A 15,302-nucleotide genomic window follows, 5' to 3' on the forward strand; every position below is an offset into this window, starting at 1 on the left:
CTGCGGATTCTTCCTGTTTCTCCATACATTCAAAACAGATAGTTTCATTTTTTTCATTATGGACTCCATTGAAGAATCCATCTAGACAGTATAGGTCTTTCCCGCAAACAGCGCAGCTGCCTACTAATTCTTTCATTTTCAGTCACTCCCGCTTTTTAATATTTGGGGACTTCTCTTTTTAAAGTATATGGACATGCCGCATACAGTTAACAATAAAATGGCTGCGGCGATTAAAAAACCTATGTTGAATGTTACTCTCAAGAAACCTAATATGGTGGAACCGGCTACCACACCTAAAGAAAAAAAGGCATAGAAGAGGCCGAATGCCTTTCCTCTTGTTTTTTCAGTTGTATGATTGGCTATAAGGGCATTAATGGATGGGAATAGAAGAGCAAACCCGGTGCCGTAAAGAACCATGCATAAAAACATGAATCCAAGAGAAGATGCTGAACTTAGCAGGATTAATGCAATTCCTATGATCACCATGCCAGAAAGCATGCTATTGTGATGCTTATATTTATCAAAAATTTTATTAATGGGCAGCAGAAAAATAAGAATTGCAGTTATTCCGAAAGTGCTTAATAATATTCCGCTGTACATCGCATCAATTTGCATCGCTTCTACCTGAAGAGGAAGAAGATAGGCAAGTGTCCCTTGAGCAAACATAAGAGAAAAGGCTCCTAAATAACTTGCAGTGAGCATAGGATTTTTAAGTAATGGAAGCATTTTCTCATGGGAGCTCTCTTTTTTTACATTTTTCATAGTCTCTGCAGGCAGAAACACAAAGGCAATGACTGCGCTGCTGATCATTGTTGCCGCTATAATTAAAAAGACCCAGTTTATGCTGTAATTAGAAGCAATGACTGCCCCAAAAGCGGGTCCTATAATGGCTGAACAGCCGACAGCTGCGCCTGATACAGCCATTTTTTTACCTTGTTTGTCTGAAGTTCCGAGGTTTGAAATGATTGTAAAAGCCGCAGGGACCAGGAATCCGCCAAATAACCCGTGAAGAAATCTTACTGAGATTAATTGGAGGGGTGAATCAGTAAAGGTATACAGGACTAAAATGATTCCGGTTAATGATAGACCGGACACAAGAACCCTTTTTGCTCCGCTTCTATCTATCCAATAGCCGGCTAAAATATTGCCTATCATATTCGAGAAGGAATACATCCCAACAATCATTCCCGCAAAGGCGGGTGATGGATAATATGACATCGCAAAGGGGCTCATTATAGGAAGCTGAGAAAATGTATCAATAAATGCTGCTATAACGATAAAATAAATCAAATATTTCATGCTATCTCACTTTCCGGTTAGTTCACTTTCCACCATTATAACTCTTTGACAGCCAGGTGAAAAAGAAAAACAGCCAAAGAGCAAAGGTAAGAAAAAGCTTATAGAGACTGCCTTTTCAGAAAAATATGATAAAATGAAACTGTAATAGATACAAAGGGGGAAAAATTGTGACAGAATCACTTAAACAGACAGAACAGCAATTCCTGGATTATGTCAAAAAAATGACGGCCTATAATGAAGCGATCGGGCTGATGTATTGGGATATGAGGACAGGCGCACCCAAGCAGGGAATGGAACAGCGCTCCGAAGTGATTGGAATGATTTCTTCAGAAGTTTTCAGAATGTCCACTTCTGAGGAAATGGCAGCATACATAGCGAAACTCTCCGGCCGGGAAAATCTTTCTGAAGTAACTGTGAAAACACTGGAAGAATGTAAAAAGGATTATGACCGGAATAAAAAAATTCCTGCGGAGGAATATACCGAATATGTCATCCTGCAATCCAGGGCTGAAAGTATTTGGGAAGATGCAAAGGCAAGCTCAGATTTTGAAATGTTCCAGCCTTATTTGGAAAAGCTTGTTGAAATGAATAAAAGATTCATTTCTTATTGGGGATATGAAGGAAATAAATATAATACTCTTCTGGATATGTATGAACCTGGTGTCACCGTTGAAACGCTTGATCAGGTGTTCGGGCAGCTGAGGGAAAAAATTGTTCCGCTTGTTCAGCAGATTTCTGACTCACAGAATAAACCGGAAACCAGCTTTTTATTTGAACATTTTTCCAAGGACAAACAGCGGGATTTCAGCCTTAAAGTTCTTGATCAAATGGGCTATAACTTTAAAGCGGGACGTCTCGATGAAACCGTTCATCCCTTTGCAACAGGTTTAAATCCCGGTGATGTCCGAGTAACCACCAAATATGATGAAACTGATTTCCGGACAGCTGTATTTGGCACGATTCATGAAGGCGGGCATGCTCTTTATGAACAAAATATTTCTTCTGACCTGGTAGGAACTCCGCTATGCTCTGGCACATCCATGGGAATTCATGAATCACAGTCACTATTTTATGAAAACTTTGTTGGAAGACATCTTTCATTCTGGAAAAAGAATTATGAACTTCTTAAAGAATATGCAAGCGGTCAATTTGATGCTGTCTCAATAGATTCTTTTTATCGTGCAATTAATGAATCAAAGCCATCTTTAATCCGTATTGAGGCAGATGAATTAACATATCCGCTTCATATCATCATCCGTTATGAAATTGAAAAAGGCTTGTTTAACGATGAAATTGAAGTTAAAGACCTTCCAGCGATCTGGAATGAAAAATATGAACAATACCTGGGAGTAAAGCCAGAGAATGACGGAGAAGGCGTTCTTCAGGATGTTCACTGGGCAGGGGGAAGCTTCGGTTATTTCCCTTCATACGCTTTGGGATACATGTATGCAGCACAGCTGAAAAACAGTATGTTAAAGGACTTGCCAAATTATGATGAATTGCTTGAAGAGGGTAATTTACTTCCGATCAAAGAATGGTTCACTAAGAATGTGCACCAGTTCGGCAAGATGAAAAAACCGCTTGAAATTTTAAATGATGTAACGGGAGAAGGCCTGAATGCCCAGCATTTAATTGATTATCTGTATGATAAGTACGGCAAGGTGTATCAGCTGAAATAAATGTTTGAACATAATTTTAGTAAGGGGGTGGCCTCAGCCATCCTCTTACTTCATGGAGAGACCAAATGAAGAAATTACTTCCATTTCTAATGATTGCGTTAGGAGCAAGTTTATGGGGTGTTATTGCAGTATTTGTTAAAGGGCTCGGGAAATATGGATTCTCAGCTATGGAAATTGTGGCTGTAAGAGTGTTTTTTGCAGCTATATTTCTCGTTCTAATCGGAATGATGCGTTTCCGGAACTGTTTTAAACTGGAATCTGCCGCTGACATCCGTTTTTTTGCTGGAACCGGAATACTGAGCATTGTCTTTTTTAATTATTGTTATTTCACAGCGATGAACCAGATCAGCATTTCATTGGCAGTCGTTCTGCTTTACACCGCTCCGGCATTTGTGACTTTATTATCTTACCTGTTCCTAAAGGAAGGGATAAATCTAAGAAAGATTTCAGCAGTGGCAGGCACTCTTGTGGGCTGCATTTTAGTTGCCGGAATATCAGCGGGCAGCAGTGATATTACACTGGTTGGCATTTTAACGGGATTAGGTGCCGGGTTTGGCTATGCACTTTATACAATCTTCGGGAAATTTGCGTTAAGAAAGTATCATCCCTTTACAGTTACGCTTTATACATTCCTAGTTGCTTCGGTATTTCTGATCCCGGTAACAAAGCTATGGACCAAAGCTTCAGTTTTTTTGAACGCTGAAGTTTTGTTTCTTAGTATTGGTTTAGGGTTTGTGCCTACGGTTCTGGCCTATTTTGTTTACACTTGGGGACTGGAAAAAACAGATGGAAGCAAAGCAGCTGTGATCGCTACAGTGGAACCAGTCGTGGCCATGCTTTTAGGAGTGACTCTTTACGGGGAAAATCTCAGTGCAGTCCAGATTTGCGGTGCTTTGCTGATACTCAGTTCGGTTATTATTGTGAATTTGCCTGCAAGAAGGAAAAACGCGGGAATGACAGCTGAGAGCAAGTTAGATCATTAAAATACTCCGGTCAAATTTAGACCGGAGTGTTTTTTTTACCATAACTTATATCCTTTAGCCCCTGGAGGTGCATTTTGAATCAAATCGATAAATGGAATAGTGTAGGCAAATAGAATAAGAACAACAGTAATTCCGAGCCACAGCTTCCAGTTTTCGAATACCATCGGCGCTTTTTCCGCCTCATCAGCCGCTTCTCCGACAGGGAATTCCTGCTCGCCCTTTGGTGCGAAGAATGCAAGGTTGATAAAGATATAAATCATTAAAATTATGCCAATGAAGAGGATAGATCCGCCGATTGCCTGTGCAACCTGGTATGGAATCCATTCTGCTGCTTGTGCTGCTCCGCCATATTCTGAATAGGATGAACGGCGCGGTGCTCCAAGCAGACCCACAGCATGCATGGCACCGGACATGAATGTCATTCCGATTGACCAGATAACTGCCTGGATGATCCCTAATTTATTCATTGCTTTGGTTAATGTTCTTCCAGTCAGATGAGGAATAAGCCAGTAGGAAACCCCAAAGAATGTAAGCATTACAGATGTTGCCACTGTTAAGTGAAAGTGACCGGTTACCCAAATTGTATTATGAACTACCTGGTTCATCTGGTGGGAGGCGTTGACGATCCCGCCTGCACCCGCAGGGATAAAGGCTACCATCCCAATGAATGGAACGACAAATCGCGCATCTCCCCAAGGAAGTTTCTTAACCCATCCAAATAACCCTGTGGCCCCTTTTGAACGGCCAAAGCTTTCGAAAGTAGCAAATAAAGAAAATGCAGTCATTAAAGATGGAATGACAACCAGGAATGTTAAGATAACCTGCAGGAACTTCCATGCCGGATCAATTCCCGGCTCCATTAATTGATGGTGAAATCCGACAGGGATTGAGAACAGCAGGAATAATATAAAAGACATACGTGCCAATGAATCAGAGAAAATCTTTCCGCCGATGACTTTTGGAATGACAACATACCAGGCCATATAAGCCGGCAATAGCCAGAAGTATACAAGCGGATGCCCGAAATACCAGAATAGAGTTCGGCTGACACCGATATTTACGGTCTCTACAAATCCTAACGACCATGGAAGAAACTGGAAAATAACGGTGGATGCTACACCGATTGTTGCCACAATCCACATCATCGTGTTGACCAATGACATGAAGGTTAATAACGGACTCGGCTGGCCAGGATTTTTCCTGCGCCATTCTGCATACTTCATAATGATTGCTGCCCCGTCAATCCAGCTTCCCACTATGACAAGTGTTAAACCGATATAGTACAATGCATGTGCCTGAAGAGGAGCATAGAAAGTATAAAGAACTGTAGCCTCATTCAGCAGAATCATAACAGCTGCAAGAACAGTTCCCGCTGTCATCAGCCAAAAACCGATCCAGCCGGTAATGCGCTGTTTATTTGTAAGGGTCCCTGATGTTTTGCTTGTTGCAGCTAACTGGAAGCCCATTATAAAAAAAGTAGTAAGTACAAGTCCCAATACAACACCGTGAACCGTGAGGATCTGGTAATACCCGATGCCTGCCGGGAGCTCGAATTTACCGGAGCGGACCAAAGTCTGCAATAATCCGGCTAGGCCGCCTATTGCTAAAGCTGTAAAAGCAACGAAAAAGTGAGCCATTGCCAATTTTGCGTCACGAGGGTCAACTTTTAATTTTGCTGAAGGATTAAACATTATTCCACCACCTTAATTTTAGACGACATCATGTGGTGACCAACACCGCAATATTCATTACATACAATTAAGTATTCGCCTGTTTTATCAAATGTTGTCACATGTTCACTGATATATCCGGGTTCAAGCATCATGTTGATATTCGATCCAGCAACTTCAAAACCGTGGACAACGTCTTTGGTTGTAGCGATAATTTTCACTTTAGCTCCATATGGGACCTCTACTTCAGCTGGGCTGTAGGAAAACGCAGATGCTACGTATATCAATTCGTAATCCCAATCTTTTCCTTCTACCTTTTTCAATCCAGGCTCATTAAATGGAACGGTAGTATCGACCTTTTCAGGATCAATGGTTGCCAAACAGCTTGGAGGCTGATTGCCCAGGTAAAATGCGCTGACTCCCAGTACTGTTAAAAAAACAAGCAGCGATCCGATTCCAAAAGTGAGCCAGGCTTTTTCAAACTTATGCATATGCATGGCTTTTTCCCCTTTCTAACTTTAAAAGCGGCTGATAAATAATAGATAAACGCCTACCCATGTAATGATCAGGAAGAATCCCAATAAGAAAACGGAAGCTAACGTTCCCTTTAAGGAAGAGCTATCCTCTATTTCAGTTTTTGTTTTGCGGCTGAGTTCCGTTTTCGCCATTTTCCTTCACTCCTTTCGAAAATTGGAAAAAGTAAATGATTACACTTTCATAATACAAAACATTTAGGAAGATTCTAGATGCTTTTGGTGAGTTCACAAATTGTTCATTCGTAACTTAAACACTATGATAATGGTGAAAAATTGATATTTAAGTGATTTAAATCACAAAACATAGTTGTAAATTGTGAAATAAATGTGAAGGTTTACATTTGTCTTCAAAAGAGGTACTAATTATAGAAAAAAATCATACTTAAAATAATAAACTGTCCAATTTACGAACGATTATAGAAAAAATATTATTTTGGTTCGTCTTTGTATGAAGGTTTTTGTTGAAGTATCAGGAAATGATGTTATAATGTTAATAAATTAATAACATTCACTCATATAATCGCGAGGATATGGCTCGCAAGTTTCTACCGGATTACCGTAAATAATTCGACTATGAGTGAGCAATGACCAGGGCGTTTGTTTGTCATCCCTGTTTGCCTGCAGCTAAACTTCCAGCCTGAAGGCCATTGCTTCACTCATTTTTATGTTGTGAATGCAATGGGCCTCAGGCTTTTTTTATGGACCTGAAGGCTTTCTATCACAGAGGAGGACGCAAAATGGATATGCTCATTGAAAAAATAAAAAGCGAAGGGGTTGTTTTATCACCTTCAGTCTTAAAGGTGGATTCATTTCTGAATCACCAAATAGATCCTCAGCTTATGCATGAAGTCGGGAGAGAATTTGCAGATAGATTCTCAAACAGCGGGATTACAAAAATATTGACAATCGAATCTTCAGGGATTGCACCAGCTGTAATGGCGGGACTTCATCTGAATGTCCCGGTTGTATTTGCGAGAAAAAGAAAATCACTCACTCTGGTAAATGACCTGATTACAGCTTCTGTCTATTCTTTTACAAAGGAAGAAACAAGTGAAATCTCTGTTTCAAGGAAATATCTTTCAGAAGAGGATAATCTTCTGATCATTGATGATTTTCTAGCGAATGGACAGGCTGCATTAGGTCTTGCCGAAATAGCCCAAAAAGCGGGATCAGCAGTCGCAGGGATAGGAATTGTTATTGAAAAAGGCTTTCAAAATGGCGGACAGCAGCTGAGAGAGAATGGATTCCGGGTCGAATCTTTAGCAATTATTGACTCTCTTGAAAATGGCATGATCAGCTTTGAAAAAACATCAGAGAAAATGGAGGAATTGTTGCGATGAATCAGAATCCTATTAAAATTGCTTCGCTCGGAATTCAGCATGTCCTTGCCATGTACGCAGGCGCGGTCATTGTACCGTTGATTGTAGGTGGGGCACTGGGATTAACCGGGGAACAGCTTACCTATTTGGTTTCAATTGATATTTTTATGTGCGGAATTGCAACACTGCTTCAAGTATGGCGCAGCAGATTCTTTGGAATTGGGCTGCCGGTCGTACTTGGCTGCACATTTACGGCTGTTGGACCAATGATTGCGATTGGCGGACAGTATGGAATACCGGCAATCTATGGGTCTATACTGGTTTCCGGTATTTTTGTGGTAGCTGTTTCAAAGTATTTTGGAAAACTGGTGAAATTTTTCCCGCCTGTTGTGACAGGGTCAGTAGTTACAATTATCGGGATTACGTTAATTCCTGTTGCCATGAATAATATGGCCGGCGGACAGGGAAGCCCGGATTTTGGTTCGATGACAAACATCGCATTGGCTTTTGGAACTTTGCTGTTCATTATTATTCTCTTCCGTTTCTTTAATGGCTTTATCCGGGCGATTGCCATTTTGCTGGGATTGGCTGCAGGAACCATAGCATCCTATTTTATGGGCATGGTCGATTTCACGGCTGTTGGAGACGCTTCCTGGTTCCATATGCCATCACCTTTCTATTTTGGTATGCCGACCTTTGAGGTGACAGCCATCCTGACTATGATTCTAGTAGCAATGGTCAGTTTAGTTGAATCTACAGGCGTATACTTTGCACTGGGAGATATCTGTGAAGAGAAATTGGAAGAAAAGGACCTCTCGAATGGATATCGTGCAGAAGGGCTTGCCATTATTCTTGGTGCTGTCTTTAATGCATTTCCTTATACAACCTATTCTCAAAACGTCGGACTTCTTCAGCTGTCAGGCGTAAAAACAAAGAATGTTATATATACAGCAGGTGCGTTCCTTGTACTGCTTGGACTGGTTCCGAAAATCGGTGCATTGACAACCATTATTCCAACTCCAGTATTAGGAGGCGCAATGGTTGCCATGTTCGGTATGGTAGTCGCCTATGGAATAAAAATGCTCAGCAAAGTAGAGTTCTCCTCCCAGGAAAATTTATTGATCATTGCCTGCTCTGTCGGGATGGGGCTGGGTGTAACAGCCGTTCCTGAACTATTCGCGCAAATGCCTTCGAGTGTGCGGATCCTGACGGATAACGGGATAGTGGCAGGCAGTGTGACGGCCATCCTTTTAAATATCGTTTTCAATGTTGTTAAAGGAAAAAAAGCAGTTCAGCGTGCTTCTCTTGCGGAGCAGAAGGCTTTATAATTCTTCTTTGCGGCAATCACAATAATATTGGAAATCAATATAATATTCTATCGGTATTTTTACATTTCCGAAGCGATGTTTCTCGGAAGAAAGAGAGTGTAATGGGATGGAGAAATATTATTGTGATAACTGCCGGCTTTTATATAATGAAGAAGAAGTTTGTGCTGCTTGCGGTATCCTGGTGACGAAAAAAATATATATAGAAGTTCAAAAGCATCATAAAAACCATAATGGATTGGATGCATCAGAATAACTGCCCAAGGGCCTGCACTTCATGGATTGGCGCGGCACCCAAAATGTTAATTGGAAAAGATTTAGTAATGCTATTCATTTAATGATTCATTTATAATAAAGATGCACAACAACTCCTTCAAAACACATTGCTTCCTCCTAATGGGGGAAGCTTTTTTTTTGCTCTTTATCCAATTTTGAAACATAAATTGCTTTTATTTGGAAAAATTAACAGAAAGAAATAGAAGGAGAGTCATCTATGCCAGCAATTGTATCAGTAGCGGAGGCAATACCTGAACATGTTCTGACACAAGATCAGGTAATGGATTTTGCCAGAGATTTATTTTCCGGTTCCTTTAAGGATATTGAACGGCTATTAAAAGCTTTCCACAACGGCCAAATTGAGAAGCGGCACTTTGCAAAGGGACTGGAATGGTTCAAAACAGATAAATCATTTGAAGAACGAAACAATACATATATTGAGCAGTCTATTGAACTGGGAACAAGGGCAATAAAGCGCTGCCTGGAAAATGATCTTTTCCTGACCAGAAACCTTCCGTGCGATGAGATCGACGCCATCTTTACTATCTCAAGTTCAGGGATTGCCACTCCAAGTATTGAAGCAAGAATCATGAATAAGCTTCCATTTTCTGAGCATACGAAACGAATTCCGATATGGGGGCTGGGATGTGCAGGCGGGGCATCAGGGCTTTCAAGAGCCTATGAGTATTGTCTGGCTTTCCCTGAAGCGAAGGTACTGGTTTTAAGTATAGAATTATGCAGTTTGACTTTTCAGCGCAATGACCGGTCAAAAAGCAATCTTATCGGGACCTCTCTATTTGCTGATGGTGCAGCATGTGCGCTTATAACAGGTGATAAAGTACAAAGGGATTTTCAAAAGCTGTCGTCCATTCCCGGAATTCGGGGAACCCAATCAACAACCAAGCGAAATTCTTTGGATGTAATGGGCTGGGAAGTGAAGAATGAGGGTTTATATGTGGTCTTCTCAAAGGACATCCCATCCATAATAGAGGGATGGCTAAAGCCCAATGTAACGGAGTTTCTAAGGGGAAAAGGCATAGAAATGGAAGAGATAAACCACTTTGTTGCCCATCCCGGCGGAAAAAAAGTCATTGATGCTTATCAGAAATCGCTGCAATTTGACCCTTGTATGACAGAGATTTCACTTGATGTATTAAGGGAGTTCGGTAATATGTCATCTGCAACTATTCTTTACGTACTCAAAAGGTTTATGAAGATCGGCAGACAGGGAGATATCGGGCTGGCAACTGCACTCGGACCGGGATTCAGCTCGGAATTACTGCTGCTGGAATGGGAGTGAATACATGCTGTTCTTAATTTTTATTACCTTCATCATTTTGCAAAGGGCAGCAGAGCTTGCTGTAGCCCGGAGTAATGAAAAGTGGATGAAAGACAGGGGAGCACTGGAATTTGGCCAGCGGCACTATCCTTGGATCGTTGCGGTTCACGCTTTATTTTTTGTCTGCTATCCTCTTGAAGTATTTATCTTTGAAAAAGATCTGTCGCCTTTTTGGCCCATATTGCTGATTCTGTTCTTCCTTACCCAGGCGGGGAGGATATGGGCGCTGTTTTCTTTGGGGAAATACTGGAATACAAAAATTATCGTCCTGCCGGGAGCTAAGGTAGTCAGAAGAGGGCCATACCGGTTTATAAAGCATCCCAACTATGCCATTGTAGCTGCTGAATTTCTCTTGATTCCTTTAATATATCAGGCTTATATAACGGCAGCTGTTTTTACTCTGCTAAACATAATGGTGCTTTCTGTCAGAATACCAGAAGAGGAAAAAGCACTGAAGGAATTGACAGAATACGAAGAAGCCTTTTTACGGTTACGGCCTGACCTTAAAGAAGATATTAAAAAAGTTTGACAATTTTAAATTCCCTATTGAAAATGATTATCGTTCGTGATAAACTTCTAATTGAATTTGAAAATTATTCTCAATATCATTCCAACAGGAAGGTGCTGCTACATATGACAATTCTATTCGTTGCCGGCACAATTGCTGCCTACTCACTTGTTATGAAACATGTTTTAAATAACGTAGCTAGACCACATACAAGATAATAACTACTTATTGAAACCAGGCTATCTATGCCTGGTTTTTGTTTTCATATCGTCTGTTTAAATAGGTTTTTAGAAGTTAAATACATGAATGCACTGAGTTGATTGGAGCGGAAGGCGCGAGATCCTCGAAAATGCTATCGCATTTTCTTCGTGCGGTGTTTTTTCAGGGAAGCTTATTCAACGTCCAGTGGGAGCAGCGGGATAGGTGAGACCCCGGAGACGCTTAGCGTTGAGGAGGCTCAGCGCCCGCCCCGCGGAAAGCGAGTGCCTGCAGCGGAAATCAACGGGCTAAATTGTAAGACAAACAATTTATAAGCAGTAATTTGAAAATAGAACATAGAATAACAGCAGAAACTGATTTGCTGATAAAAATTAGAAAAATCAAAGATTAATCCATCCTGTATAGGAAAATAAACAAAAATCATTTAAAATAGGATGTAAATTATAGTTACAAGGGGATTAATGGAAATGGCCGACACGATTTTGCAACCAGGATTGCAGCAAACTGAATTAATAAACAGAATAACTGCTATATATACATTTGCCCAGAGAAATGGAGATGCCGAGACAGCCCAAAGAGCTAAGGATCTCGTGATTAAGCTAACGAACCAGGAATTTGCCATCGCTTTTTGCGGGCACTTTTCTGCCGGAAAATCAAGCATGATCAACAGGCTGGCAGGTGAAGATCTTCTTCCTTCCTCGCCAATTCCAACCAGTGCCAATCTGGTCAAAGTCAAATCAGGTGAGGAAGATTATGCAAAAGTAATTTTTAAGGAAGGAAAGCCAAGGCTTTATCCTGCTCCATATGATTACGGACAGGTAAAATCCTATTGCAAAGATGGCGATTCTATCCATTCCATTGAAATAAGCCATTCTGCCGCCAGCTTGCCAAAGAAGGCAGTGATTATGGATACACCCGGAATCGATTCCACTGATGATGCGCATAGAATTGCTACTGAATCTGCTCTTCATTTAGCTGACCTCATTTTTTATGTAATGGATTACAACCATGTTCAGTCAGAATTAAATTTTCTTTTTACGAAAGAACTGACGGCAGCAGGAAAAGATGTTTATCTTGTTATCAATCAAATTGATAAACATCGCGATGAAGAACTCAGCTTTGAGCAATTCAAAAAAAGTGTAAAGGATTCATTTGCATCCTGGGGAGTAAAGCCTGCCCGGATTTTTTACACCACGTTAAAAGACGAGAACCATCAGGCAAACGATTTTAAGGAACTTCAGAGCTTTATTAACAGCAGCATCGCTGATCGTGAAGAACTTTTGCCTCAGTCTGTTTTTAATTCTTTGAAGAAATTAACAGAGGATCATCTTGAGTTTTTAAGAGACTCTCATGCAGCTGAAAAAGCTGACTGGGAAGAAAAACTGGCAGAACTTGATCAGGATGACAGGGAGCAGCTTCCCGGCAGACTGGAAGACCTGGAGAACCAGTTAAATAAGCTGAATTCTTCCTTACATGAAGCTGATATAGAGGTAACCGGTAAATTAGATGAGATTTTGAAAAATGCTTATTTAATGCCTTTCCAAACGAGGGAACTGGCTGAATCATATCTTGAATCGTGCCAGCCCTCCTTTAAGGTTGGCCTGTTTTTCAGCAAACAGAAAACGGAGCAGGAAAGGTCATTGAGGCTTGACCGCTTCTATGAGGATTTATCAGAAAATGTTAAATCTCAGCTGGAGTGGCATATAAAGGAGCTGTTTTTACAGCAGTTCAAGAAGCATAGTATCCATGATTCTGAAAAACTTGCACAAGTTCAGAGTTTCAAGCTTAACTTTGAACCAGCTGTTTTAGCTGAAACGGTAAAATCCGGGGCAATGGTTTCAGGTGATTATGTTCTGCAATATACAAACGACACAGCTGAGGCTGTAAAGAGAATTGCCAAAAAGAACGCAGCTTCTTTAAAGAATGCACTTCTAGAAGCACTCGAAGAAAATAACAGCCAGGAACAAACTGCGCTGGTCAATGAAATTCACACCCTTAATGCTTACGCTGAAGCATTAAATGCGTTAAAGGCCATCCATGAAAAAATTAATAAGGCATCAGCGGGAATGAACGTCTATTTGACTGGTGAATTTAATACTCATGAGTTTCAGGAAAAAGCCCATATGCTTGCAGCAGAAGAAGTTGATGAAGCTGAAGTTGTTTTCCTGAATGAAGATAAAGCTGAGAAAGAACAGGCAACCCGGAAATCTGAACAGTCACCTGATGAAGAGCCTGAAAAGGAAGCGGTTTCTGCAGTTGCAGTACAGCCTGTTATTGAAAAGCTTCGATATACTGCTAATGAAGTAAAGGAGCTCCCGGGCTTCAGAAAGCTTGCAGCTGATTTGGCAGATAAAGCATCAAGGCTTGATAGCAAAGAATTTACAGTTGCCCTTTTTGGTGCATTTAGTGCAGGGAAGTCTTCCTTTGCCAACGCTTTGATCGGGAATAAGCTTCTTCCTGTTTCACCGAATCCGACGACAGCTGCTATCAACAAGATTAAGCCTGTTACAGATGAAAATAAACATGGAACCGTTCTTGTTAAGGTTAAAGATTCACATACACTTTTAAATGATATCAATCATTCCTTGAAGGTGTTTGATTATTCAGCAGGAAACTTCGATGATGCTGCCGCCGCAATTAAGAAGATCACTGGGGAAAACCAGGATTTTGATGCGAGTGAAAAGACACACTTTGCATTTCTTAATGCATTTATGAAAGGGTACCATTTCTTCACAGATAAGCTGGGAAAAATCATTAAAGCTTACTTGGATGAGTTTGGGGATTATGTTGCCAATGAAGAAAAATCATGCTTTGTTGAAACGATTGAAGTTTACTTTGACTGTGAACTGACAAGGCAGGGAATTACCCTGGTTGACACACCCGGCGCTGATTCGATTAATGCGAGGCATACCGGGGTTGCATTTGAATATATTAAAAACTCGGATGCTATTCTTTTTGTCACTTATTATAATCATGCCTTCTCAAAAGCGGATAGAGAGTTCCTTATCCAGCTGGGAAGGGTTAAGGATACCTTCTCCCTTGATAAGATGTTCTTTATTGTCAATGCCATTGACCTTGCCAATAATGAGGAGGAAAAAGATTCGGTTCTCCAGTACGTTGAAGAACAGCTGGTGCAATACGGAATCCGCCGTCCTAATTTGTCTGGCATTTCAAGCCTTCAAGCTCTTGCAGAGAAGCTGGATAGCAGTAAAGAGGAAGTATCCAATATCAGTTCATTTGAAAAAAGCTTTTACTCCTTTATTAATCAGGATCTGCTGAATATTTCCATTTCATCAGCAGAAACAGAGTGGAAGCGCCTGCTAGCCCAGCTGAGGTCTTATATTTCTTCCTCACAGGAAAATAAAGAAGTCCGGATCGGAAAACTCAAACAGCTTGAGAAAGAACATAAGGATATTACTGCGATTATCAGCGGACAAAAACCTGAACTTCTTTCCCAAAGGCTTGAACAGGAAACAGATGAGCTCGTCTTTTACATCAAGCAGAGGGTATTTCTTCGTTTCTATGACTTTGTTAAGGAGGCATTTAATCCTTCAGTTCTAAAAGATGACGGAAGGAATTTAAAGAAAATGCTTAAATTGGCACTGGACGAATTCCTTGCAAGCTTTGGATTTGATTTTGCCCAGGAGCTTCGTGCAACAACATTAAGGCTTGAATCCTATATATCCAAATTGATCGCTCAGCAGCAGGAGACTATTTCCAAAAAAGCCTCCAATGTAAACAGTGATATGACTTTTAGCACATATGAGCCGTTAAAAATGGAAAGTATTGAATTTGAATCAGCATTTTCCAATGAAGACCCGAACCAATTTAAAAAAGCTTTGTCCTACTTTAAAAATCCAAAAGCATTTTTTGAAAAAAATGAGCGCAAGCAATTAGCTGATGAACTGGAGAAGAACCTGCAGGAACCTGCAGACCGTTATCTGCAGGCTGAAAGCAGCAGGCTGAAATTCCATTACAGCAGCCAGCTGATGACTGAATTCGAGCGGCTGCTCAATTCGCTGATTGAACAGAACAACGAATATTATGAAGGAATTACGGCTGCTTTAAAAGATGATTTCCCAATTGAAGAGCTGAAAGAAATTGAGAGGAATATTGCACAGTACGAAAACTAACTTGGAAAGGTTGCTG

Annotated in this window: 12 protein-coding genes and 1 riboswitch; of the genes, 8 read left to right on the plus strand and 4 right to left on the minus strand. The window is 40.8% G+C overall.

What is annotated here, in order from left to right; all coding sequences use genetic code 11:
• Positions 1 to 138 precede the first annotated feature (138 nt).
• Entirely contained in the window at positions 139 to 1,299 is a 1,161-nt protein-coding gene (locus BK139_RS16365; protein WP_076260821.1) for an MFS transporter, read from the minus strand.
• Between the two features lie 167 nt (positions 1,300 to 1,466).
• Between BK139_RS16365 and BK139_RS16370 the strand changes: the two genes are divergently transcribed.
• Positions 1,467 to 2,978 (plus strand): carboxypeptidase M32, encoded by a 1,512-nt coding sequence (locus BK139_RS16370; RefSeq protein WP_076260823.1) that lies wholly within the window; start codon positions 1,467 to 1,469, stop codon positions 2,976 to 2,978.
• Between the two features lie 65 nt (positions 2,979 to 3,043).
• Positions 3,044 to 3,961 carry a DMT family transporter gene (locus tag BK139_RS16375; RefSeq protein ID WP_076260825.1) on the plus strand — a complete coding sequence of 306 codons (918 nt, stop codon included), beginning with the start codon at positions 3,044 to 3,046 and terminating at the stop codon, positions 3,959 to 3,961.
• A gap of 35 nt (positions 3,962 to 3,996) precedes the next feature.
• Here BK139_RS16375 and BK139_RS16380 read toward each other — a convergent pair whose 3' ends face one another.
• From BK139_RS16380 to BK139_RS16390, 3 genes are read right to left on the minus strand one after another with little or no spacing between them, the layout of a single operon-like run.
• Positions 3,997 to 5,652 (minus strand): b(o/a)3-type cytochrome-c oxidase subunit 1, encoded by a 1,656-nt coding sequence (locus tag BK139_RS16380; RefSeq protein ID WP_076260827.1) that lies wholly within the window; start codon positions 5,650 to 5,652, stop codon positions 3,997 to 3,999.
• Complete coding sequence (locus BK139_RS16385) at positions 5,652 to 6,128, minus strand: cytochrome c oxidase subunit II (protein ID WP_076260829.1); 477 nt, start codon at positions 6,126 to 6,128, stop codon at positions 5,652 to 5,654. Before BK139_RS16385 ends, BK139_RS16380 begins: the two co-directional genes overlap by 1 nt.
• A 21-nt stretch (positions 6,129 to 6,149) precedes the next feature.
• A complete protein-coding gene (locus BK139_RS16390; RefSeq protein WP_035333553.1) occupies positions 6,150 to 6,299 on the minus strand; it encodes a hypothetical protein in 150 nt (49 codons plus the stop codon).
• Between the two features lie 360 nt (positions 6,300 to 6,659).
• Positions 6,660 to 6,761: riboswitch (purine riboswitch) on the plus strand.
• 143 nt (positions 6,762 to 6,904) lie between these two features.
• Here BK139_RS16390 and BK139_RS16395 point away from each other — a divergent pair.
• The 6 genes from BK139_RS16395 (at position 6,905) to BK139_RS16415 (ending at position 15,286) form a co-directional block, all read left to right on the plus strand.
• The gene (locus BK139_RS16395; RefSeq protein ID WP_076260831.1) at positions 6,905 to 7,507 is read left to right on the plus strand and encodes a xanthine phosphoribosyltransferase; all 603 of its coding nucleotides are present in this window, start codon (positions 6,905 to 6,907) and stop codon (positions 7,505 to 7,507) included.
• Positions 7,504 to 8,814, plus strand: coding sequence for a nucleobase:cation symporter-2 family protein (locus tag BK139_RS16400; RefSeq protein WP_076260835.1), 1,311 nt, complete (start codon positions 7,504 to 7,506; stop codon positions 8,812 to 8,814). The genes BK139_RS16395 and BK139_RS16400 overlap by 4 nt, the downstream gene beginning before the upstream one ends.
• A gap of 106 nt (positions 8,815 to 8,920) precedes the next feature.
• Positions 8,921 to 9,067 carry a hypothetical protein gene (locus BK139_RS24070; RefSeq protein WP_175609143.1) on the plus strand — a complete coding sequence of 49 codons (147 nt, stop codon included), beginning with the start codon at positions 8,921 to 8,923 and terminating at the stop codon, positions 9,065 to 9,067.
• Between the two features lie 237 nt (positions 9,068 to 9,304).
• On the plus strand, positions 9,305 to 10,387 hold the full coding sequence (locus BK139_RS16405) for a type III polyketide synthase (protein ID WP_076260837.1): 1,083 nt from the start codon (positions 9,305 to 9,307) through the stop codon (positions 10,385 to 10,387).
• A gap of 4 nt (positions 10,388 to 10,391) precedes the next feature.
• Positions 10,392 to 10,955 carry an isoprenylcysteine carboxyl methyltransferase family protein gene (locus BK139_RS16410; protein ID WP_076260839.1) on the plus strand — a complete coding sequence of 188 codons (564 nt, stop codon included), beginning with the start codon at positions 10,392 to 10,394 and terminating at the stop codon, positions 10,953 to 10,955.
• A gap of 665 nt (positions 10,956 to 11,620) precedes the next feature.
• Entirely contained in the window at positions 11,621 to 15,286 is a 3,666-nt protein-coding gene (locus BK139_RS16415) for a dynamin family protein (RefSeq protein WP_076260841.1), read from the plus strand.
• The last annotated feature ends 16 nt before the right edge of the window (positions 15,287 to 15,302 follow it).

The organism is Paenibacillus sp. FSL R5-0490, assembly GCF_001956215.1.
GTDB lineage: Bacteria > Bacillota > Bacilli > Bacillales > Cytobacillaceae > Cytobacillus.